This is a genomic window from Paraburkholderia piptadeniae, assembly GCF_900007165.1.
GTDB lineage: Bacteria > Pseudomonadota > Gammaproteobacteria > Burkholderiales > Burkholderiaceae > Paraburkholderia > Paraburkholderia piptadeniae.
Genome location: NZ_CYGY02000073.1, coordinates 22,883 through 43,582, shown reverse-complemented (window position 1 = coordinate 43,582; position 20,700 = coordinate 22,883). Strand labels below are relative to the sequence as shown.

Annotated in this window: 17 protein-coding genes; 10 read left to right on the top strand and 7 right to left on the bottom strand. The window is 64.9% G+C overall.

Features of this window, described 5'->3' with window-relative positions; translation table 11 throughout:
- Window positions 1–263 precede the first annotated feature (263 nt).
- Entirely contained in the window at window positions 264–1,256 is a 993-nt protein-coding gene (locus tag BN2476_RS34705; RefSeq protein ID WP_087738725.1) for an LLM class flavin-dependent oxidoreductase, read from the top strand.
- Between the two features lie 134 nt (window positions 1,257–1,390).
- On the opposite strand, the gene BN2476_RS34700 is transcribed toward BN2476_RS34705, so the two are convergent.
- Window positions 1,391–2,479: an alpha/beta fold hydrolase gene (locus tag BN2476_RS34700; protein WP_087738712.1), complete on the bottom strand. Its 1,089-nt coding sequence runs from the start codon at window positions 2,477–2,479 to the stop codon at window positions 1,391–1,393.
- A gap of 437 nt (window positions 2,480–2,916) precedes the next feature.
- Here BN2476_RS34700 and glgC point away from each other — a divergent pair, with 437 nt between their 5' ends.
- The 5 genes from glgC to BN2476_RS34675 all read left to right on the top strand — a co-directional run bounded on the left by glgC (window position 2,917) and on the right by BN2476_RS34675 (window position 9,199).
- Window positions 2,917–4,191: a glucose-1-phosphate adenylyltransferase gene (gene glgC, locus BN2476_RS34695; RefSeq protein WP_087738711.1), complete on the top strand. Its 1,275-nt coding sequence runs from the start codon at window positions 2,917–2,919 to the stop codon at window positions 4,189–4,191.
- Window positions 4,192–4,264: 73 nt separating this feature from the next.
- Window positions 4,265–5,725: a glycogen synthase GlgA gene (glgA, locus tag BN2476_RS34690; protein WP_087738710.1), complete on the top strand. Its 1,461-nt coding sequence runs from the start codon at window positions 4,265–4,267 to the stop codon at window positions 5,723–5,725.
- A gap of 331 nt (window positions 5,726–6,056) precedes the next feature.
- The gene (gene pdxY, locus BN2476_RS34685; protein WP_087738724.1) at window positions 6,057–6,920 is read left to right on the top strand and encodes a pyridoxal kinase PdxY; all 864 of its coding nucleotides are present in this window, start codon (window positions 6,057–6,059) and stop codon (window positions 6,918–6,920) included.
- Window positions 6,921–7,037: 117 nt separating this feature from the next.
- Window positions 7,038–7,499, top strand: a complete 462-nt coding sequence (locus BN2476_RS34680; protein WP_087738709.1) for a hypothetical protein — start codon at window positions 7,038–7,040, stop codon at window positions 7,497–7,499.
- A 545-nt stretch (window positions 7,500–8,044) separates the two neighbouring features.
- Window positions 8,045–9,199, top strand: coding sequence for a branched-chain amino acid ABC transporter substrate-binding protein (locus tag BN2476_RS34675; protein ID WP_087738708.1), 1,155 nt, complete (start codon window positions 8,045–8,047; stop codon window positions 9,197–9,199).
- 213 nt (window positions 9,200–9,412) lie between these two features.
- Here the strand turns inward: BN2476_RS34675 and BN2476_RS34670 are convergent, their stop codons facing one another.
- The gene (locus BN2476_RS34670) at window positions 9,413–11,305 is read right to left on the bottom strand and encodes a DUF3857 domain-containing transglutaminase family protein (RefSeq protein ID WP_087738707.1); all 1,893 of its coding nucleotides are present in this window, start codon (window positions 11,303–11,305) and stop codon (window positions 9,413–9,415) included.
- The gene (locus tag BN2476_RS34665) at window positions 11,302–12,240 is read right to left on the bottom strand and encodes a helix-turn-helix transcriptional regulator (protein WP_087738706.1); all 939 of its coding nucleotides are present in this window, start codon (window positions 12,238–12,240) and stop codon (window positions 11,302–11,304) included. The genes BN2476_RS34670 and BN2476_RS34665 overlap by 4 nt, the downstream gene beginning before the upstream one ends.
- A 136-nt stretch (window positions 12,241–12,376) precedes the next feature.
- Here BN2476_RS34665 and BN2476_RS34660 point away from each other — a divergent pair, with 136 nt between their 5' ends.
- The gene (locus tag BN2476_RS34660) at window positions 12,377–12,925 is read left to right on the top strand and encodes a hypothetical protein (protein ID WP_087738705.1); all 549 of its coding nucleotides are present in this window, start codon (window positions 12,377–12,379) and stop codon (window positions 12,923–12,925) included.
- A gap of 27 nt (window positions 12,926–12,952) precedes the next feature.
- Here BN2476_RS34660 and BN2476_RS34655 read toward each other — a convergent pair whose 3' ends face one another.
- On the bottom strand, window positions 12,953–14,341 hold the full coding sequence (locus BN2476_RS34655) for a DHA2 family efflux MFS transporter permease subunit (RefSeq protein ID WP_087738704.1): 1,389 nt from the start codon (window positions 14,339–14,341) through the stop codon (window positions 12,953–12,955).
- 120 nt (window positions 14,342–14,461) lie between these two features.
- Window positions 14,462–15,787 (bottom strand): aspartate aminotransferase type Ic, encoded by a 1,326-nt coding sequence (locus BN2476_RS34650; RefSeq protein WP_500044692.1) that lies wholly within the window; start codon window positions 15,785–15,787, stop codon window positions 14,462–14,464.
- Between the two features lie 54 nt (window positions 15,788–15,841).
- Between BN2476_RS34650 and BN2476_RS34645 the strand changes: the two genes are divergently transcribed.
- The gene (locus BN2476_RS34645; RefSeq protein ID WP_087738702.1) at window positions 15,842–16,696 is read left to right on the top strand and encodes a LysR substrate-binding domain-containing protein; all 855 of its coding nucleotides are present in this window, start codon (window positions 15,842–15,844) and stop codon (window positions 16,694–16,696) included.
- Window positions 16,697–16,705: 9 nt separating this feature from the next.
- Here BN2476_RS34645 and BN2476_RS34640 read toward each other — a convergent pair whose 3' ends face one another.
- Window positions 16,706–17,629, bottom strand: a complete 924-nt coding sequence (locus tag BN2476_RS34640) for a LysR family transcriptional regulator (protein WP_087738701.1) — start codon at window positions 17,627–17,629, stop codon at window positions 16,706–16,708.
- A 638-nt stretch (window positions 17,630–18,267) separates the two neighbouring features.
- Here BN2476_RS34640 and BN2476_RS34635 point away from each other — a divergent pair.
- Window positions 18,268–18,915 carry a response regulator gene (locus BN2476_RS34635; protein WP_087738700.1) on the top strand — a complete coding sequence of 216 codons (648 nt, stop codon included), beginning with the start codon at window positions 18,268–18,270 and terminating at the stop codon, window positions 18,913–18,915.
- A 128-nt stretch (window positions 18,916–19,043) separates the two neighbouring features.
- Window positions 19,044–19,820 (top strand): helix-turn-helix domain-containing protein, encoded by a 777-nt coding sequence (locus BN2476_RS34630; protein WP_087738723.1) that lies wholly within the window; start codon window positions 19,044–19,046, stop codon window positions 19,818–19,820.
- A gap of 34 nt (window positions 19,821–19,854) precedes the next feature.
- On the opposite strand, the gene BN2476_RS34625 is transcribed toward BN2476_RS34630, so the two are convergent.
- On the bottom strand, window positions 19,855–20,517 hold the full coding sequence (locus BN2476_RS34625) for a hypothetical protein (protein ID WP_087738722.1): 663 nt from the start codon (window positions 20,515–20,517) through the stop codon (window positions 19,855–19,857).
- Window positions 20,518–20,700 lie beyond the last annotated feature (183 nt).

Here is a 20,700-nt window from a genome sequence, read left to right as displayed (position 1 = left end):
AGGACACACGCATCGACGCAGACGGCAACGCATTTCGAGCCTGTTTTCAGGGGTTTTTTCTGCCGTCGGCGTGTGGCCTCACTTTTCCGCAATTGCCGGGCTTGTAGCCAGCAATCGCTGCGACCCTCCCGCCGTCAGGGGCATGATCACGCCACCAGCACGAATGGGGGCGCTTTGGCACAATCCGCTTTTGCCCCTGCCGATCCGGCTCGATCATCGCCGCCCCCTTGCAGCGGACGATGGTTGGCCGCACATCCATTGCCATGATTTCTTTTTCGGTCCTCGATCTTTCTCCCATCACGGCTGGCGCTAGCGCCGCCGACGCGTTCCGCAACACGCTCGACCTCGCGCAGCACGCCGAGCAATGGGGCTACAAGCGCTACTGGCTCGCCGAGCATCACAACATGACGGGCATCGCGAGCGCGGCGACATCCGTCGTGATCGGGCACGTCGCGGGCGGCACGAAGACGATCCGCGTCGGCTCGGGCGGCGTGATGCTGCCGAATCACGCGCCCCTCGTGATCGCCGAGCAGTTCGGCACGCTGGCGTCGCTGTATCCGGACCGCATCGATCTCGGCCTCGGCCGCGCGCCCGGCACGGACCAGACGACGGCCCGCGCGCTGCGCCGCGATCTGCGCGGCAGCGCCGATTCGTTTCCCGACGACGTCGTCGAGCTACAGCGCTATTTCGCCGATCCCGTGCCGGGCCAGCGCGTGCGCGCCGTGCCGGGCGCGGGGCTGCACGTGCCGCTGTGGCTGCTCGGGTCGAGCCTCTTCAGTGCGCAACTGGCGGCGGCGCTCGGCCTGCCGTTCGCGTTCGCCTCGCACTTCGCGCCCGACTACATGATGCAGGCGCTGCATGTGTATCGCGCGCAGTTCCAGCCGTCGGAGACGCTCAACAAGCCGTACGTGATGGTCGGCGTGAATCTGTTCGCCGCCGACACGAACGATCAGGCGCAACGCCTCTTCACGTCGCTGCAGCAGCAGTTCATCAATCTGCGGCGCGGCACGCCGGGGCAGTTGCAGCCGCCCGTCGATCGCATCGATGCATCGGAGATGGAGCTGAGCAGCGTGCGGCATTCGCTCGCGTACTCGGTCATCGGCGATCGCGATACGGTGCGTGAAGGCCTGCAATCGATCATCGAGCAGACGGGCGCAAACGAACTGATGCTGACCGCGCAGATCTACGACCACGCGGCACGGCTGCGTTCGTTCGAGATCGGCGCGCAGGTGCGCGACGAGATCGTCGGGAAGTGAAGTCTTGAGCGGTTGCGATACGGCCGCGTGTGGTGCGTGCGAGGCGGCGGCGGTAGCGACACCACGGCAATGACAGGCATATGGGACGCGGGCGAAGGTGGCAGCGCCGCCTTCGCATCATCGAATATGCGCGTTCAGTGATCGGCCGGCACGGCGGCAAGCCCGTCGAGCAGCGCCTTGTGAAAGGCTTGCGGGTCCTGCATCTGCGGCGCGTGGCCCAACTCGGCGAACTCGACGAGCTTCGCATGCGGAATGGCCTGCGCGGTCAGCTTCGCCAGTTCCGGGTAGTGGCCGATCTTCGCGCGCACGTCGGGCGGCGATGCATCCTTGCCGATGGCCGTCGTGTCCTTGTCGCCGATCAACAGCAGCGCCGGCATCTTCAGCTGACCGAGTTCGTAGACGACGGGCTGCGTGTAGATCATGTCGTAAAGCAGCGCCGAATCCCACGCGACCTCCTTCTTGCCCAGCCCGCGATACATGCCCGCGAGCATCTGCACCCACGGCTCGAAATCGCTGCGCCACTGGCCTGAGTAGTACGTGGCCTGCTCATATCGGCGGATGCCGCCCGCCGTGGTCTTCAGTTCGCGCTCGTACCATTGATCGACGGAAAGCGACGGCACGCCCTTCGCCTTCCAGTCCTCGAGTCCGATGGGGTTGACGAGCACCAGTTGCTGCGTCTGCGCCGGATACATCAACGCATAGCGAATCGCGAGCATGCCGCCCGTCGAATGGCCGATGACGGTCGCGTTGCTCACGCCAAGCGATTCGAGCAGCGCATGCGTGTTGCGCGCGAGTTGCTGGAAGCTGAACTGATAGCGCTGCGGCTTGCTCGACTTGCAAAAGCCGATCTGGTCGGGTGCGACCACGCGATAGCCCGCTGCCGACAGACGCTCGATCGTGCCTTCCCATGTCGCGGCGCAAAAATTCTTGCCGTGCAGCAACACGGCCGTGCGGCCGTTCGGATGCACGGGCGCAATGTCCATGTAGGCCATGTGCAGCGCTTTGCCTTGCGATGTGAACTCGAACTGCCGCACGGGCGCCGGATAGTTGAAGCCCTGCAGTTCGGGGCCGTACGCGGGACCATCGTCGCTCGCGGCCGCATTCGGCGAAGACGTGGCGGCTGACGCAGAGGCACCCGCGGCATCGGCGGCGAAGGCATTAGCGCCCACAGCGGCGACGCATGCGGACAAGGCGACGGCAACGAAGGATGAAGGCAATCTCATAGGCAGTGAGCGTATGTAACGGGGAAAGACACGGAAAGAAAAAGCGGACAAGCCCGCATGATGCCCGCGTCGCGGCCGCCTTGCAGCGCCGCGCGCAGGCGGGGCTGCACAGAGCGCCGGGCACAGTCCAAACACGCGTTTGACTACGGCATCAATGACCGCACGCACTTCGTGCCGCAGTGCATGGGAGCCGTTTCTACCCGATGCGGGGCGGTTTCGCATCGCAACCGGGCGCACAATGAGGCGTGTCGAACGCGCGACGCGCAACAGGCCGACACCCCAACGTTGCGCGCCGCATGCGCATGGTCCAGACTAAACGCTGGCTGGCGCAGCCGACGACAACAACACCAGGGGCCAGGCCATAACAACAAAAACGCCGGGGCAAAGTAGGCGAAGACAGAAAGCTTCCACCAGGGCTCACCCATAAGGAGACGCACATGGATACGCCGGCAAGCCTCAACGATCTTCAGCACACGACACTCGCCATCGTTCTCGCTGGTGGACGCGGCACCCGCCTCGGGCCCCTGACGAACAAGCGCGTCAAACCCGCCGTCCATTTCGGCGGCAAATACCGGATCATCGACTTCGCGTTATCGAACTGCCTGAATTCAGGCATCCGGCGCATCGCCGTCGTCACCCAGTACAAGGCGCATTCGCTGCTCCGCCACGTGCAGCGCGGCTGGGGCTTCCTGCGTGGCGAGTTCAACGAGTTCATCGACCTGTGGCCCGCGCAGCAGCGCGTCGAAGGCGCGCACTGGTATCGCGGCACGGCCGACGCGGTGTTCCAGAACCTCGACATCATCCGCTCGATCAGCCCGAAGTACGTCGTCGTGCTGGCGGGCGATCACATCTACAAGATGGACTACACGCGGATGGTGATGGACCACGTCGAGTCGCACGCGGACTGCACGGTCGGCTGCATCGAGGTGCCGCGCATGGATGCCGTCGCGTTCGGCGTGATGCATGTGGACGAACAGCGCCGCGTGACGGGCTTCGTCGAAAAGCCCGCCGATCCGCCCGCGATGCCCGGCCGCCCCGACATCGCGCTCGCGAGCATGGGCATCTATGTGTTCAACGCCGAGTACCTGTACTCTCTGCTCGAAGAGAACATCACCAGCGTCGCGACCGATCACGACTTCGGCAAGGACATCATTCCGCGCGTCGTCACGTCGGGGCATGCGATCGCGCATCCGTTCAGCATGTCGTGCGTGTCGTCGGACCCGAGCGTCGAGCCGTACTGGCGCGACGTCGGCACGATCGACGCATACTGGGCCGCGAATCTCGATCTCGCGTCGACGATCCCCGCGCTCGATCTCTACGACCGCAACTGGCCGATCTGGACGCATCAGGAGCAGTTGCCGCCCGCCAAGTTCGTGCGCGACCTGAACGGACTGCAAGGCTCGGGCACCAACCTGATCGTGTGCGGCGGCTGCGTGATCTCCGGCTCGCAGATTTCGCGCTCGGTGCTGTCGTCGAATGTCGTCGTGAATTCGTTCTGTAACATCGCTGAGGCAGTCTTGTTGCCGCAGGTGACGATCGGCGCGAGCTGCCGCCTGCGCAAGGTCGTGATCGACCGTGGCTGCCGGCTTCCAGACGGCACCGTGATCGGCGAAGACCCCATGCGCGACGGCGAGCGCTTCTACCGCACGGATAGCGGCGTCGTGCTCGTGACGGCCGAAGCGCTCAGGCGCCAGGCGGCGGCAGTGCAATAGCGGACGCGCGGCGGGCGCGCCGATCGCGGCACTGGAACGACGAACCCAACCCATAGCGAACAGGACCCAGCCCATGACGATCCGCGCGCTGCACGTCGCAAGCGAGCTGTATCCCCTTCTGAAAACGGGCGGCCTCGCCGATGTCGTGGGCGCGCTGCCGCCCGCGCTGATCGAGCTGGGCGCCGACGTCCGCGTGCTGCTGCCGGGCTTTCCCGCCGTTGTCGACGGGCTGTCGGACCTTCAGCCCGTCGCGCCGATCGGCGAGCGCTTCGGCGCGCCCGACGTGACGCTCGAGCGCGGCACGCTGCCCGCGAACGGCCTCGTCGTGTACGTGATCCGCGCGAAGACGCTGTACGACCGCGGCGGCAATCCGTATCTCGACGCCGAGCACGTGCCCTACGGCGACAATGCGCAGCGTTTCGCGACGCTCGGCTGGACGGCTGCGCAACTCGCGCAGCAGCTCGATCCCGCATGGGCGCCGCAGATCGTCCACGCGCACGACTGGCACGCCGGGCTCACGCCCGCGTATCTGAAAGCCGCCGGGCGCGAGCGCGGCAAGCCGTTGCCGCGCACGGTGTTCACGGTCCACAACCTCGCGTATCAGGGCATCTTCCCCGCGCATCAGTTCGGCCAGCTGGGGCTGCCCGCCGATTTCTTCCACATGAGCGGCGTCGAGTTCTACGGCCAGATGTCGTTTCTGAAAGCAGGGCTCTTCTACAGCGACCGCATCACGACGGTGAGCCCGACCTATGCGCGCGAAATCCAGACGCTCGCGCAAGGCGGCGGGCTCGACGGGCTGCTGAGCCAGCGTTCGCACGATCTGTCGGGCATTCTGAACGGGGTCGACTACACGGTGTGGCATCCGGCCGCCGATCAGCTGATCGGCGCACGCTACACCGACACGCGCCTTGCCGGCAAGCGCGCGTGCAAGACGGCGTTGCAGGAGCGCTTCCATCTCGCGCAGAAGAGCGACGCGCTGCTGTTCGGCGTCGTGAGCCGGCTGACGGAACAGAAAGGTCTCGACCTGCTGCTCGCGGCGCTGCCCGAGATCGTCAAGCGCGGCGGCCAGCTCGTCGTGTTCGGCACGGGCGACCCGGCGCTCGAGATCGGCTTGCAGCGCGTCGCGCACGCGCATCCGGAAAGCGTCGCCGTCGAGCTCGGCTTCGACGAGACGCTTGCGCATCAGATCGTCGCGGGCAGCGACGTGATCGCCGTGCCGTCGCGCTTCGAGCCGTGCGGCCTGACGCAGCTCTATGCGCTCGCGTACGGATCGCTGCCGCTCGTGCATCGCGTCGGCGGCCTCGCGGATACCGTCACGGATGCGTCGCTCGAAAACATCGCCGACGATCTCGCGACGGGCTTCGTGTTCGAGCGCTTCGAACCCGAGGCGCTGATAGGCGCGATCCGCCGCGCTTTCGCGCTCTACGCGCGGCGCACCGACTGGAAAGCGGCGCAGCGTCGCGCGATGCGCCAGGACTTCAGCTGGGGCGCGTCGGCGGAACGCTATCTCGCGCTGTATCGCGAGCTGGTCTGAGCGCGCGTCAAGGCGTGCTGCGGTGCCACGTGACCAGGCGCAAGCGGCTGTGCCATCGGCCCTCGCGGTGATGGTTCGGCGCAACACGACGGGGCCAGATCGCTTCCGGCGCGCGAAAACTCATGTATCTTGTGCTGATCAGGGCATGACGCGCATGCTGTCCATGTATCGATGGGCATAGACGCCAAAACGGTGCAGGAACGCGGTGCGCGGCTGCACGACAGGCCGCCTGGCGCATATCCGACGCGTGCTGCCTGCCGGGTGCCGGCTGCCCGTCAATACATCCGATCCGCATTCGACCAGCGCCTTCGCCGCGCCATATCGGTTCAACATGAAAAACGTTCTGAGCATCCAGTCACATGTCGTGTTCGGGCACGCGGGCAACAGCGCGTCGGTGTTCCCGATGCGGCGTCTCGGCGTCAACGTGTGGCCGCTCAACACGGTGCAGTTCTCGAACCATACGCAATACGGCCATTGGGAAGGCAGCGCGATCGACGCATCGCAGATGCTCGCGCTAGTCGAAGGCATCGGCGCGATCGGCGTGCTGCCGCGCTGCGACGCCGTGCTGTCGGGCTATCTCGGCACGCCCGAGCAGGCGCAGGCGGTGGTCGAAATCGTGCGCGCCGTGAAGGCCGCGAATCCGCATGCGCGCTATATCTGCGATCCCGTGATGGGCACGGCGACGGGCTGCCGTGTCGAGCCCGGCATCCAGCAGTTTCTCGTGCGGACGATGCCCGAAGTCTCCGACGTGATGTGCCCGAATCACAGCGAATTGCAGCGGCTCGTGGGCCGCGAGATCGAAACCGTCGAAGAAGCCGTCGCCGCGTGCCGCGACCTGATGGAACGCGGACCGAAGACGGTGCTCGTCAAGCATCTGCTCGATCGCAACAGCGCGGCGGACCGCTTCAACATGCTCGTCGTCACCGAGCGCGAAGCGTGGATGGGCCAGCGCCCGCTCTACCCGTTCGCGCGGCAGCCCGTCGGCGTCGGCGACCTGACGAGCGCAGTGTTCGTCGCGCGCACGCTGCACGGCGATTCCGTGCGCGGCGCGTTCGAGCATACGATGGCCGCCGTCAACGCGGTCGTGCGCGCGACGTGGGATGCGGGGCGCTATGAACTCGAGATCATCGCCGCGCAGGACGATATCGCGCATCCGCGCGACTGGTTCGATGCGTGGGTGGTGGAGTCGGCATAGGGTCCGGCGATACATCGAGGGTCGCCGCGAACTTTACCTGTCAGCCTGACGTCCTATAATGCGTGCCGCGCGCGAAACCGCGCAGCATTTTTATTGGCACTGGCAGACGAGGCACCGATGGACGGCACTATCCGCAGCGAACGTGAAGAGCAGTTTGAAGAGTTGTGCATCAGCGTCGATGCAGACGAAGCGCACGAACAGGAAGCGATCGAGTTCTTCGAATCGCAGTTCGGCGAAGCGGATTTCGACGCGGCTCAATGGCTCGATATCGCGCTCTACTACTCGCCTGCCGTCGCGCGCGGCATCATCGACATGGTCACGCCCGACGACAAGGCGCGCAGCAATATCGCAGAAGTGATCGGCGACAACCTCGACATCTCGTATGGCGCGGACGAATGCCAGCAATTCGCCGAGACCATTCACTTCGCGCTCGCGAACGGCGTGCCTGTCGATCTCGATGTGGTGCTCGACGGTTGCCAGCGCGCAATCGACGATCTCGACACGTGGGCCGAAGACGACGTGAAAGAACCGCTTCTGCGTCTGCGCGAAGAACTGCTGCGCATGCAAGGCGAGCAGTGAACGCATCGCGCCGATTCTTCACGCGCAGCGCCTTCTGCATGATTTGCATTCGCGGGCGCCGCTCGATCGCGAGCGCGTGATGCGTGCATGACGCGCGGCCTCCATACCTTCCCTCCCCTTGCGCGGCCGGCCGCGCGCGCATCTTCCCTGCCCTCGCTCGATAGCCTGCACACTCGCTGTGCTGAAATGCGCATTCAACATGCCGCGAACTGCCAAGACGCACGCATATTGGCTTTCTATATTCGCGCCACGGATCGGCTGCAGCACGCGGGTTGCGCGAGGCCCTGGGTCCGTCGGCAGAGGGCATGCAAGCGATGCGGCTTCGGTGTTTTCCAGCATTGCCGTCCATGCTGCATCGTCCGTACTCTCGTCCGTGCATTTGTCCGATATCGTCACGAAGGAGACCTGCCGACACACTGCATCGAGCAATCCGACCGGTAGCGCTTCGCGTCGTTCGACGTAAGACCAGATGTCGAGCCGACGTAAAGCGCGCACTGCAAGCCGGCTGTTTTTCCCATCCCTGTCTGCCGATGTAAGGAGAAACCATGAGCCTTTGCAAGACGCTGAATCCGTTTGCCGTGATGTTGGGCGCCGTGCTGTCCATCGCGCCGCTCGCCAGTTTCGCCGCAGACGAAATGCCCGTAAAAATAGGCTTCGCCGCACCGATGACGGGTCCCAACGCAGGCTATGGCAAGGACCTGCAGAATGGCGTGCGGCTTGCCATCGAGGAAGCCAACGCGCAGAAGATCAAGATCGGCGACAAGGTCGCGCGTTTCGAGCTCGTTTCGGAAGACGACCAGGCCGACCCGCGCATCGGCGTGCAGGCCGCGCAGAAACTGGTGGACCAGAGCGTGTCCGGCATCGTCGGCCACTTCAACTCGGGCACGACGATTCCCGCCTCGCAGGTCTATGAACAGGCGGGCATTCCGATGATCGATCCCGCCGCGACGAACCCGACCATCACGAATCGCGGCTTCGCGAACACGTTCATGGTGATCTCCACCGACGCGCAAAACGCCGGCAACGCGGGCACGTACGCCGTGCAGGTGACGAAGGCGAAGCGCATCGCGATCATCGACGACCGCACGGCGTTCGGCCAGGGCGAGGCGGACGAGTTCGAAAAGGCGGTGAAGGCCGCGGGCGGCAATATCGTCGCGCGCGAGTTCACCAGCAACACGGCCGTCGACTTCAGCACGCAGCTCACGAAGATCAAGGCGACCAACGCCGATCTGATCTTCTTCGGCGGACTCGACACGCAGGCTGCCGCGATCGCGAAGAAGATGAAGCAACTCGGCATGACGGCGCAACTGCTCGGCGGCGGCGGTGTCGAAGATCCGGAGTTCGTGAAGCTCGCGGGCGAAGCGGCCGAAGGCGCGATGGCCTGGGAATATGGCCGCCCGCTTGCGCAACTGCCCGGCGGCAAGGACTTCTCGACGAAGTTCAAGAAGCGCTTCGGCGACGACATCCTGTCGTATGCGCCGTTCGGCTATGACGCGGCGTGGGCCGTGATCAAGGCGATGCAGACGGCGAAATCGTCGGACCCGAAGGTGTATCGCCCCGCTCTCAAGAGCATCAACTTCGAAGGCGTGACGGGAACGATCTCGTTCGACAGCACGGGCGCGCTGAAGAGCGCGGCATCGACGCTGTATCAGGTGAAGAACGGGGTTTGGGTCCCTGTCGTCACGAAGAGCGGCGTGTAACGGTCGCCGCGGTCCTTTGTTTGAGCGCGGCGCTGGCATCCACGGTTGCTAGTTGTGTCGGCGATGGCTTTTTGTTGTGGTTGGCTTAGCCCGCCGCTGGCATCCGCGATGCGCCTCGCGGCGCGGATGCCAGCGGCAAAGGCAAAGCAAACCAGCGCATCACGGACGCCAGCGGCAGGCTAAACGAACCTAAGACACCCACACTCAAGCGCCTTAGCCTGCCCTCACCACGATCTGCGACAACGCATCGCGTTCGATCCTCACCAGCGACGCCCGCGTCTGCGCAAATTCATCCGGGCTGCACACCTGATGCCCGAAGCGCGCATGCAGCCGCCGCGTGATCTGCACGATCCGCGACGACGGATCGTACACATAGTGCGATTCGTAATCGAAGAAGCGGTCGCGCACCGATGTGTCCTGCGGCATGTCGGTCACGCGCACCGTATCGGGCAGCGTGATCTGCGAGGTCTCGTCAAAGTCGCCGCCGATGCACACCCACGGCTGCGTGCGCGCCGGCTCCGCGAGCCACGCCTGCACCTGGGTCGCGATGCCGCCCGACAGACTCGTCAGCGCGGGCAGCGCCGTCGTGCCATCGGGCCATGAGAAGTGCTCGAGCGTGCCCTGCATCGTCGTCGAGAAGGGGCCCGTGGTCGTGCGTACTTCGCCCGGCTGCAGGCGCGCGATGCCGTGCAGTCCCGTTTGCCGCAAGCGGTCGGCGGCGATCTGCTGCCAGCGCTGACGCGTCGCGCGGCGAAACACGTTGCGCTCCAGTTCGGCGGACACGCCCGCGTCCTCGACGCGATACGTGAAGCCCGCCGTGCCCGTGCGGTCGATGTCGATGGCGAGCCGCGCGTTGCGGGCGCGCTCCTGGGTCGCGGGCGTGCGCGCGAGCACGCCGTCGTCGACGAGCAGCACCGGCCGGTCCATCGCGCCCGGCGGCAGATAGCCGAAGCCGATTCCTCCCGCCGTCGTATCCGCGTACATCTGCAACGACGGAATCCACGTGATCGCGTGATTGATCGCGCTCGCACCGTAGCCCGGCACGTCGGGCAGCGTATAGACGGGCCCGAGATTGAGCAGCACGGCCTGGCTGTCAATGCCGACGGCGGCCAGCAGCGCGCCGAAGAGCGCGACATGGTCCTTGCAGTCGCCGTAGCGGTTGCGCAGGATGTCGCTCACCTTGTGCGGCATGGCCGCCGTCTCGCCGAGAAAGAGCGCAACATAGCGGATGTTCAGACGCACCCAGTCGTACAGGATCTGCGCCTTCGTGTACGGATCGTCGGTCAGCGCCGTCAGCGACTGCGCGATCTGAACGACGCTCGGGTCGCGCCAGCTCGGATCGTATGCGGCAGAACGATAACGCTCGGCGAACGCGGCAAAATCGCGCGTCGTCGACACCATCAGGCGGTCGCCCCATGTCGGGTAGCCGACGGCGCCCGACTCGATTGGCGTATAGGACCCATGATGGTATTCGAACGTGTAGCGCGTGCGGCCGTTCTCCGTCACGGGCGGCTGTGCGATGTAGCCGCGCGCGTCGGCGTAGAGCGGCACGTCGGCGGGCAGATCGAAGATCAGCTGCTGCATATCGACGGGCCCGCGCGTGGGCTCGACGAAATACGCAAACGTGCCCGCCTGCAACGGCACCGCGCGCGTCTTGCGAAACGCGAGATGCACGCGCGAGCCCGGCTCGACGCCCGGAAAGATCACCGTGCGCAGCACGCCGTCCTCGAAAGTCGGCGCGCCCGCCGAACGCGGCTCCTGCACGTCGCGGATGCCGTCCGGTCCGACGGGATGCGCGACGCCGCTACCGTCGATCGTCTCCGCCGCAAGCAGCTGCACCTGCTCGATGTCCTTGTTGAACCACACATAGCGCTGCGCGATTTCGTCGACGCCGCTCGTCGTGTTCGCGCGCAGGATCGTGTCGTCGTGTTCCTCGACCGAGCCGTCTTTCTGCACGACGAAGAGATGCACGTCGCGTTCCATGGTCGACGGCGGCACATCGTCGGGCGCGACGCGCTCCTGCGCGTTCACGGCGGCCGCGCCGCATGCGCAGACGATCAGCGGCAGCACGGCTGCCGCGCGCAACCGATGCACACGCCGGCTCATGCTTTCGATGCCTCGTCGATGCGAGCCACGCAGTCCTCACGCGAGCTGCGCTGCACGCGCCACGCGCGCGGGCTCATGCCGAATTCGGCGCGAAACGCGTGATTGAAATTGGACACGTCGTTAAAGCCGCTATCGAGGGCGATATCGACGATCTTCGTGTCCTCGCCGGCAAGACGCAGCGCCGCGTGACGCAGCCGCGCGCGCAGCACATATTGATGCGGCGTGACGCCCGTCACGCGTTCGAAGGTGCGTAGAAAATAGAAATCGGACAACCCGCACATCTGCGCGAGGCTTGCGAGCGTATGCGGCGCATCGGGCGCTTCGTCGATCACGCGGACAATCTGCGTGACACGTGCCCATGCCGATGCGCTCGTCTCCGGGGCGCGGCGTTTCGCATCGGCTTGCGTCGAGCGCAGCGTGGCTTCGGCGAGATCGACGGCGAGTTCGTCCCAGGCTTCGAACGTCGTCGCATCGGTCGCGCCCGCGCAAGCTTTCGTGATCAGGCCGGAAAACGCGCGCAATGGCGGCATGCAGCCGTGCCGGAACGGGATGTCCGTGCGTGAAAAGCCCGCGTCGGAGGCGAGCCGCTCGAAGTACGCAGGCTGATAGTGAAACGACACACAGCGATCCCCCGACGCATGACGATGCCCGCACTCGAAGCATTCGCCCGCGTTGCCGAGCAGCAGCGAACCGGGTGTCAGCAACTCGCGCCCCGTCGCGGAGCGGTAGCCGAATGCGCCCGCCGCCACCATCGCGATGCAGACGCCCGCGTGCCGCTCTTCGAAGGGCCGGTCGCGCGGACCGAACGTGCACAGCACGTCGACGACGGTCCAGCCATCGCCCGCCGCGAGCGTGCGCATGTGTGTGTCGCCGCGCGTGCCGAGCACATCGCGTCGGTGCAGCGCGGCTTCGAGATCGACGGCAATTTTTCCCAAGATGTCACCTCGCCGGGTCCGTACGATTGTTTTATCACATCGGCGGCAGGCGCACAGCGCCACGCCTGGCCGCCCTTTTCAACCGGGCCCTTCAACCGGACTCTTCAACCGAACCTGTCAAACGGAGCAACATGCAATGAACGCATTGGACCATGGGCTTGCTTCTGGCTTTCACGCCGCACTCGCCGCGCCTGGCCGCGCAGCGGATATCGATGCCGCCGACGATCTGTATGGCTGGCTCGTCGGCAGCTGGGACATGGACGTTTTGCACTATCGCGTCGATGTGCGCGAGCGGCGCCTCACGGGCGAGATTCACTTCGGCTGGGCGCTCGAAGGACGCGCGGTGCAGGACGTCTGGATCATGCCGCGCCGCGCGGACCGTAGCGCGCAACGCGAGCCCGGCCTCGACATGTACGGCACGACGCTGCGCGTCTGGGACCCGTCGATCGGCGCGTGGCGCGTCACGTACATCAACCCCGTGAACGGCCAGCGCGACGAGCTGATCGGCAGGAAAGCCGGCCGCGATATCGTGCAGATCGGCACGCGCGCGAACGGCACGCCGATCCGCTGGAACTTCACCGACATCACCGACGACTCATTCCGCTGGACAGGCGTCGCACTCGCCGATGACGGCATCTCGTGGAATCTAGAAGGCGAGTTCGTTGCGCGGCGCCGTCGCGGCTGACGCCGCAAACGCAAGAAAGCGAACCGGCTAACGCTGCCGCAACTCCGCGCCCTCGTCCTTCGACAGCTTCACGAAGAAGAACAGCGAGCACAGCACCGCCGCGCCGACGACGAAAAACGCCGGCGAGAAGTCGCGCGCGGCGAGATGCGCGGCGCTGCCGCCGTGCAGATGCGCCGTCAGTGCGAGCAGCGACGCGCCGAACGCGACGCCCACGCTCACGGAGAGCTGCTGCGCCATGCCGGAGAGCGCAGTCGCGCGGCTCATCTTCTGCTTGGGCATGTCGGAATAGCCGAGCGTATTGAGCGTGACCATCGCCAGCGAATTGAACAGGCCGCCCACCAGCAGCACGCAGAAGATCAGCAGATGCGGCGTGCTCGGCCGGAAAAGTCCATAGCATGCGTAGAAGCAGCCCGTCATGCAAGTCGCGCCGATCAGCACCGTGCGAAAGCCGATGCGGCGAATCGCGAGGCCCATCACGCCGCGCACGGCGAGCGAGCCGACGGCCGTCGCGACGCTCAGCGACCCCGATGTGAGCGGCGAGAGACCGAAGCCCAGTTGCAGCATCAACGGCATCAGGAACGGCGACGCGCCGATGCCGATGCGCAGCGGCATGCCGCCGAGCACGGCCGTCCGGTACGCCTTGAAGCGCAGTAGCAAGGGATCGATGATCGCGTCCGCGTAGCGGCGGCTATAGAGCCAGTACAGCAGCGTCGACAGCGCGCCCGTGCCCGTGAACGCGAAGGTCACCCATTGCGGCACGAGTCCGCGGCCCGCCGTGTCGAGCCCGCCAACCAGCCCGACGAGCCCCGTCGAAAGGAGAATGAAGCCGGGCACATCGAAACGCTCGTCGATGTGCTCGTGCGTATCGTCGACGAAGGCCAGCGCGCACAGCACGCCGATCACGCCGAACGGCACGTTCAGCAGAAAGATCCAGCGCCATGACGTGATCGTCACGACGAAGCCGCCGAGCAGCGGCCCCGCCAGCCGGCCGACGGCGCCCGGCACCGTGAACCACACCATCGCCGCGACCATCCGCGCGGGCGGCACGCTGCGCAGCAGGATCAGGCGGCCGACAGGCACCATCATCGCGCCGCCCATGCCCTGCAGCACGCGGAACGCGACGAGCTGCGGCAGCGATGTGGCGAGCCCGCACAGCGCGGAGGCGAACGAAAACAAACCGATCGCCGAGCAGAACACGCGGCGCGCGCCGAAGCGGTCGGCGAGCCAGCCGCTCGCGGGCAGAAACACCGCGAGGCTCAGCAGATAGGAGGTGATCGCGAGATTCAGATGCAGCGCCTCGACGTCGAGCGAGCGCGCGATCGACGGCAACGCGGTCGCCATGATCGACGTATCGAGGTTTTGCAGGAACAGCGGACAGGCAACGATCAGCGGAATGATGCGGGCGCGGTCGGTCATCCGTTTCTTTTACCGCAAAACCGCCGGCGATGGCGAGTTCCATCGCGTCCCCGTCATTACAGTTTGTTGCGCGCGCTACCGGTTTGCGGCGCTTGTGGCTTGTACGTGCCGACGCGCTCGCTATTCCGCTACGAGCGCCGCGCCATCTTCCAGCGCGCGGCGCAGCGACAGCGCGATGCCGCGCGCCGCGAGCGTCACCTCATCGAGCGACGGAAACGACGGCGCGATACGCAGATGCCGGTCTTCGTCGTCGCGTCCGTACGGATACGCGGCGCCTGCGGGCGTCAACACGAGTCCCGCGTCGGCCGCGAGCGCGACCGTGCGTTTCGCGTGGCCCTTCGGCGCATACAGGCTGATGAAGTAGCCGCCTTCCGGCCGGTTCCACGATACACCGGGCACATCGGCGAGCAGTGTGTCGAACTCGGCCACGACGGCGTCGAACTTCGGGCGCAGTAGCGCACGATGCTTCGCCATCAGATGTTCGAGCCCTTCGCGGTCGCGCAGATAGCGCACGTGCCGCAACTGGTTCAGCTTGTCCGGGCCGATCGTGCGAATGCTCGCATGCCGCTGCCACCAGTCGACATTGCGCCGCGACGACGCGAGGAACGCGACGCCGCCACCCGCGAGCGTCACTTTCGACAGCGATGCGAACACCAGCGCGCGATCCGCATGTCCCGCCTGCTCGCATAGTTCGATGATGCCGGGCGTCGCGTGCCGCGTGCCGGTCAGATGATGAAAACGGTACGCGTCATCCCAGAAGAGCCGGAAATCGTTCGCGGCCGTCGGCATCGCGGCGAGACGCTCGATCGTCGTGCGCGACCAGATCGCACCCGATGGGTTGCTGTAGAGCGGCATGCACCAGATGCCCTTCACCGACGCGTCGTGCTTGACGAGCGCTTCGACGGCGTCCATGTCGGGGGCGTCCTGCGTCATCGGCACGGCGATCATGCGGATACCCAGCGCCTCGCAGATCGCGAAGTGCCGGTCGTATCCGGGCACAGGGCACAGAAACGCGACCTCGCGCTGCCGGCTCCATGGCGCGTGATTGGATACATGAGCGGACACGCCGTGCAGCATCGCGAACACGAGCGCATCGTGCATCAGTTCGAGGCTCGAATTGCCCGCCGCGACGACCTGCGCCGCGTCGACGTCCAGCAGTTGAGCGCCGAACTCGCGCGCTTCCGGCAAGCCCAGTACATGACCGTAGTTGCGGCAGTCGATTCCATCGCGCGACATGAAACCCGCCGTCCCCGCTTCGTCGATCAAAGCTCGCGACAGGTCCAATTGCTCTGGCGATGGCTTGCCGCGCGACATGTCGAGCCGCATGTTCAGGCGCTTGAATTCGTCGTAGGTGGCGGGCGTCGTCATGGTGGCGTGTGAAAGGTCTCGGATAAAATCAGTATGCCCGCCGCGCCTGACTTCAGGCAAACGCGTTATATTGAACATTTCGATCAATATTTCTGATGTTTCCGATCAACGGATAACGGCGGATAACAGCGAATGAAAGCCCTCGACCTCGACGTGCTCGCGATGTTCGTCGCCATCGCCGATACGGGCAGCTTCGTGCGCGGCGCGACGCTCGTGCATCGCTCGCAATCGGCGCTGAGCATGCAGATACGTTCGCTCGAAGCGGCGCTCGGCAAGCCGCTCTTCATACGCGGACCGCGCAGCGTGACACTGACGCCGGACGGCCAGACGCTCCTCGCCTACGCGCGGCGCATGCTCGCGCTGCGCGACGAGGCGTGGGCGTCCGTCGTGCATCCCGATGTGAAGGGCCGCGTCGCGATCGGCGTGCCCGACGATTACGCATCGTCGCTGCTGCCCTCCGTGTTGCGCAATTTTTCGGCGACCTATCCGAAAGTCGAAATCCAGGTGGTCGGCCTGCCCAGCAATGCGCTGGCGCCGCTCTTGAAGGACAACAAGATCGATCTCGCGTGCGTGACGCGCGTCAAGGGTCTCGCGGGCGAGTTCATCCGGCTCGAACCGATGGTCTGGGCGGGCACGTCCGCCGCGGGACGCGAAGTGTGGAAGGAACGCCCGCTTCCCATCGCCGTGTTCGGCACAGGTAGCGTCGCGCGCGCGAACGCGCTGCAAGCGCTGGAGCGCGCGAAGATCGCCTATCGCACGTCGTATGAAAGCCCGAGCCTGATGGGCCTCTTCAGCATGGTCGACGCCGGGCTCGCCGTCGCGCCGCTCGCGCGTTGCGCGGTGCCCGAGCGCTTCGTCACGCTCGGTCGGCCGCATGGCCTGCCGAAGCTGCCGGAACTCGAAATCATTCTGGCGCGCAGCGCGCGTTCGAATCGTCCGCCTTGCGACTATCTCGCGGAACAGATCCTGAGCGAACTGCGCGCCTGAAGGCTCGCGTCACGCGCGAGGCGGCCGCTCGGCTGCGGATGCGTGCATCCCCTGGTTGGCAAGCCCTTCGAACGAAGCGACATATTCCTCGCAATGGTCGAGATAAGCCTTCACGAGGCTCGACGGATGGCGATGCGACGGGTACACGAGACTGATGTACTGCAAGGGCATTACGAGGTTCGGGAAAAGAGCGCGCAGCGTGCCATTGCGGATCGCGTCCGCCGCGAGAAACGGCGGCAGCTCCGTCACGACCTCGCCACGCAACGCGCGAATGCGCAAATGAAGGTAGTCGTTCGTGACGAGCCTCACGCTGCCGCGCAGCGCCTGGTCGCCCAGGCGCCAGCTGCTCTCGTCGTTCGGCTGGTTCGACCAGACCGCGCACGGGCACGAATGCAGCGCCTCGGGAGAATCGGGATCGAGGCGCTCGGCGAGCGACGGACTCGCCACCAGCACATGCCGGTAGCTGACAAGCCGCCGCGCCACCATGCTGTCTTCGACGACCCGGCCAACCCGCAGCGCAACATCGATGCCCTCGTGCCGCAGATCGACATTGCGCTCGCTGGTGTACACACACACCTTGATCGCAGGATACCGCTCCTGAAAATCGCCGAGCATTTCCCACCATGGCTCGAACGAAGGCGGCAACGAAAGCCTGAGCACGCCTTCGTAGTGAGCCTGCCCCGATCTCAGCACGTCCTCGGCTTTGAGCAATGAGTCGATCCCGAAGTCAGTCGTTTCATAAAACTGCATGCCGGCGCGCGTCAGCGTCACGCCCCGTGTGCCGCGCTCGATCAGTTGCACGCGCAAGTCGCGCTCGAGCCGCCGGATGCGCCGGCTCAACGTGGGCAACGGAACGTTAAGGCGTGCTGCCGCAGCAGAAAGGGTGCCCGTCTGCACTGCCGTAACGAACATACGAGTCGCGTTTAGATCCATAAGAAACCTTTTTCAAAAATGAAAATGCTGTTTTCAACCACATCTATTTCTTAGTTATCCTATGGGACATATTATTTTTAAGGAAAAATCATATACATCTCGACTCGCGATACGGCAAAGCGCCGTTTGCATTGCCAACTCGCTATCGTAATGGAGACATCCGATGAGCAAGCGAAAACATGCAGAACACAATTGTGAGTCGCTGGCCTTGACGCGGAGATCTTTTTCCTTCGCGCATTTGATTGCGCGTGTGCAAAACGACATGTGGCGGAGCGCTGAATACATCGTTGAGTCGCGCGCATCCGGTGCGTTGGCGCACGCCGCTCGCGGCGCGCTTCCGGCAACATCTGGTTACATCTCCGACCGATTAGCAGAGAGTCTATGTCGAGAAAAGTCGAAGTGGCACCCTCCGTTTGGAGGGGGACAAATTATTCCCATGCGAGACCAATCCGCTTTGTTTTCAACAATGAAATGCCGGCTATCCGGTAGTTACATAAGCGATATCAAACATGGTGAATGCATTAATTAATCGACAACGCGATCGAAATGACATTACGCGCGACGACACTTGAATCGTGCCACTCGCGCGTGAGAACGCGTTCCCCTTGAACGCCCTTTCAACTTATAGAGCCGCACTCATGATCCGCATCCTCATTGCACACGATCGCGCATTGATACGCGAAGGCATTCGCCACATTCTGCTGCGCTTGCCTGACTTCGAAGTCGCCGGCGAAGCAGCCGATTCGGCCAGCACGATCGCACTGGTGCGCACGACGCAAGCGCACATCCTGATACTCGATGCGTCGATCGCGAGCCACACCGGCGTCGAGTTGATCCGCGAAATCAGGGAGATCGATCAGGGCATCCAGGTACTCGCGCTGACGATGAACGGCGACGAGCAGTACGCGATGCGCGCATTCAAGGCGGGCGCATCGGGTTATCTGACCAGCGAAAGCGCAAGCGGCGAGTTGATCGGCGCGCTGACGACGATCGCCAGCGGCGGTATCCACATGAGCGTCGCAATGGCCGGGCAGATCGCTCGCAATCCGCCCGAGCCCGTCGAAACACTGCCGCATCAGCGGCTCAGCAGACGCGAATTCGACGTGTTCCGGCGCATCACGGCGGGAGAAAGAATCGGCGAGATCGCGACGCAACTGTGCGTGAGCACGAAGACCGTCAGCACTTACAAGGCCCGCATCCTCGAGAAGATGCGGATGCCGCACGGCACGGCGCTCGTCCGCTACGCGATGCGCCACAGACTGTTCGACGACAGCGAGGAACCGTGAGCGCACCACGCGCAATACAACGCCGACATCGCCCGCCCGCGCCGCTCTTCCGCAATGACGCGAAAGCGGGACAACACCACCGCGCGTGCATCATGGCCCGCATGCGCGTTCCCTTGAAGGAGGCCATCATGCTGTTTGCCGACGCGCCGACGAACTCGCCCCTCCCATTCAGCCAGGCACCGGACCTCGTGCGCAGGTTAAACGCGGGCGCGGCACTGCATCCGGCGCCCCGCTGCTCGCAATGGGCGCTCAACACGCTGTGCAACCCCGCCGATCTCAACGCCGACGAACTCGCGCAAGTGGACTCGCTCGTCTGCGAAGTGCGCACCGTGCAGCGCGGCGCTAACCTCTATCGCGCGAACGATCCGTTTCACAGCGTCTACGTCCTGCGCAGCGGCTCGTTCAAGACCGTCGTCATGCATCGCGAGGGACGCGAGCAGGTGACGGGATTCCAGATCTCAGGGGAAACACTCGGGCTGGACGGCATCGCCGGCGGCCAGCATCGTTGCGGCGCGGTCGCGCTCGAACGCAGCACCGTCTGCGTGATTCCGTTCGAGCCGCTCGAGAACCTGTGCCGCGAAATCAAGCCGATGCAGCGGCATCTGCACAGAATGATGAGTTGGGAAATCGTGCGAGAAGCGAACGTGATCCTGCTGCTCGGCACGATGCGCGCGGAGCAGCGCGTCGCCGCGTTTCTGCTGAATCTGGCGGAGCGCTACGGCACGCGCGGCTACTCGGCGACCGAGTTCAACATGCGCATGACGCGCTGCGAGATCGGCAGCTATCTCGGCATCACGCTCGAAACGGCCAGCCGGATGTTCTCGAAGCTCCAGCAGGAGCGGCTCGTGCATGCACGCGGCAAGCAGATCCGCATTCTCGACAGCGCCGCGCTCGCGCGGCTCTGACACATCATGCGCTACCGACTGCTGCGGGACGCGTTCAGTCGTCTTCGCCTAGCTGCGCGAGCAATGCGTGCAAGCGCTCTGTATGACGCAGCAGCATATGGCGATGCTTGTCGATCTGTTCGAGACGGCCGGCGAGATCGGCGTGAATCTGTTCGTCGAGATCGGCGGCGGCCATTACGTCTTCGACTTTCGCGCGCACCGACGCCAGTTCGACGGGCGGATGCGTCAGATAGCGTTCGAAGCGCCGCACTTCCTGCACGGCAAGATCGCGCACCTTGCGAAAGTGCGCCTGACGCCGATGCTGTTCGGCTTCGTGAGTGTCGTCCTCGGGACGGCGTTGCGGCTGCTGACCGAAGATCGGCTCCGGCGGACGCAGGACCGACTTCTTGCGCACCGGATGCGCGGTGCCGCGAAAGCGCGCAAGCGGCGTTTCGTTGTCGATTGCATCGCGCGCATTGTCGGGCACGTCGTGCGATTCATGCGGCGTATCCATCCAGCCGGGCGGCAGCCCCGTCACCGCTTCGACGCCGCGCACGAATTCTTCGCTGAAGTCGCGCTGGCCCGCGAGCATCAGCTTCAGGTACGACGGGGAGAACGTCATCATCCGCGCAAGACGCATCGACGCGCCGACCTCGCGCGTCAGCAGCGCCAGATTCGTTCGCCAGACAGGAAGCAGGTATTCGTCGGAATATTCCATCGCTGGGTCTTCCTTCGTCAGTCTCGCTGCTAGCGCATGCGGCGCGACACGCCGCACCGATTGCGCGATGCTTCGCCGGACGGCCTCGCGGCGCAAGGCGCGTGCCCAGGCGCTGTGTCCGACAAAGATAGTCGCATCGCCATGCGGCGCGCAACCGGATTCGCCCGAACGCTGCGGCGCAAA

Excerpts from the sequence above, each read along its gene's own strand:
- BN2476_RS34705 (WP_087738725.1), top strand. The coding sequence starts at position 264 with ATGATTTCTTTTTCGGTCCTCGATCTTTCTCCCATCACGGCTGGCGCT.
- BN2476_RS34700 (WP_087738712.1), bottom strand. The coding sequence starts at position 2,479 with ATGAGATTGCCTTCATCCTTCGTTGCCGTCGCCTTGTCCGCATGCGTC.
- glgC (WP_087738711.1), top strand. The coding sequence starts at position 2,917 with ATGGATACGCCGGCAAGCCTCAACGATCTTCAGCACACGACACTCGCC.
- glgA (WP_087738710.1), top strand. The coding sequence starts at position 4,265 with ATGACGATCCGCGCGCTGCACGTCGCAAGCGAGCTGTATCCCCTTCTG.
- pdxY (WP_087738724.1), top strand. The coding sequence starts at position 6,057 with ATGAAAAACGTTCTGAGCATCCAGTCACATGTCGTGTTCGGGCACGCG.
- BN2476_RS34680 (WP_087738709.1), top strand. The coding sequence starts at position 7,038 with ATGGACGGCACTATCCGCAGCGAACGTGAAGAGCAGTTTGAAGAGTTG.
- BN2476_RS34675 (WP_087738708.1), top strand. The coding sequence starts at position 8,045 with ATGAGCCTTTGCAAGACGCTGAATCCGTTTGCCGTGATGTTGGGCGCC.
- BN2476_RS34670 (WP_087738707.1), bottom strand. The coding sequence starts at position 11,305 with ATGAGCCGGCGTGTGCATCGGTTGCGCGCGGCAGCCGTGCTGCCGCTG.
- BN2476_RS34660 (WP_087738705.1), top strand. The coding sequence starts at position 12,377 with ATGAACGCATTGGACCATGGGCTTGCTTCTGGCTTTCACGCCGCACTC.
- BN2476_RS34655 (WP_087738704.1), bottom strand. The coding sequence starts at position 14,341 with ATGACCGACCGCGCCCGCATCATTCCGCTGATCGTTGCCTGTCCGCTG.
- BN2476_RS34650 (WP_500044692.1), bottom strand. The coding sequence starts at position 15,787 with ATGTTCAATATAACGCGTTTGCCTGAAGTCAGGCGCGGCGGGCATACT.
- BN2476_RS34645 (WP_087738702.1), top strand. The coding sequence starts at position 15,842 with ATGAAAGCCCTCGACCTCGACGTGCTCGCGATGTTCGTCGCCATCGCC.
- BN2476_RS34640 (WP_087738701.1), bottom strand. The coding sequence starts at position 17,629 with ATGGATCTAAACGCGACTCGTATGTTCGTTACGGCAGTGCAGACGGGC.
- BN2476_RS34635 (WP_087738700.1), top strand. The coding sequence starts at position 18,268 with ATGATCCGCATCCTCATTGCACACGATCGCGCATTGATACGCGAAGGC.
- BN2476_RS34630 (WP_087738723.1), top strand. The coding sequence starts at position 19,044 with ATGCTGTTTGCCGACGCGCCGACGAACTCGCCCCTCCCATTCAGCCAG.
- BN2476_RS34625 (WP_087738722.1), bottom strand. The coding sequence starts at position 20,517 with ATGGAATATTCCGACGAATACCTGCTTCCTGTCTGGCGAACGAATCTG.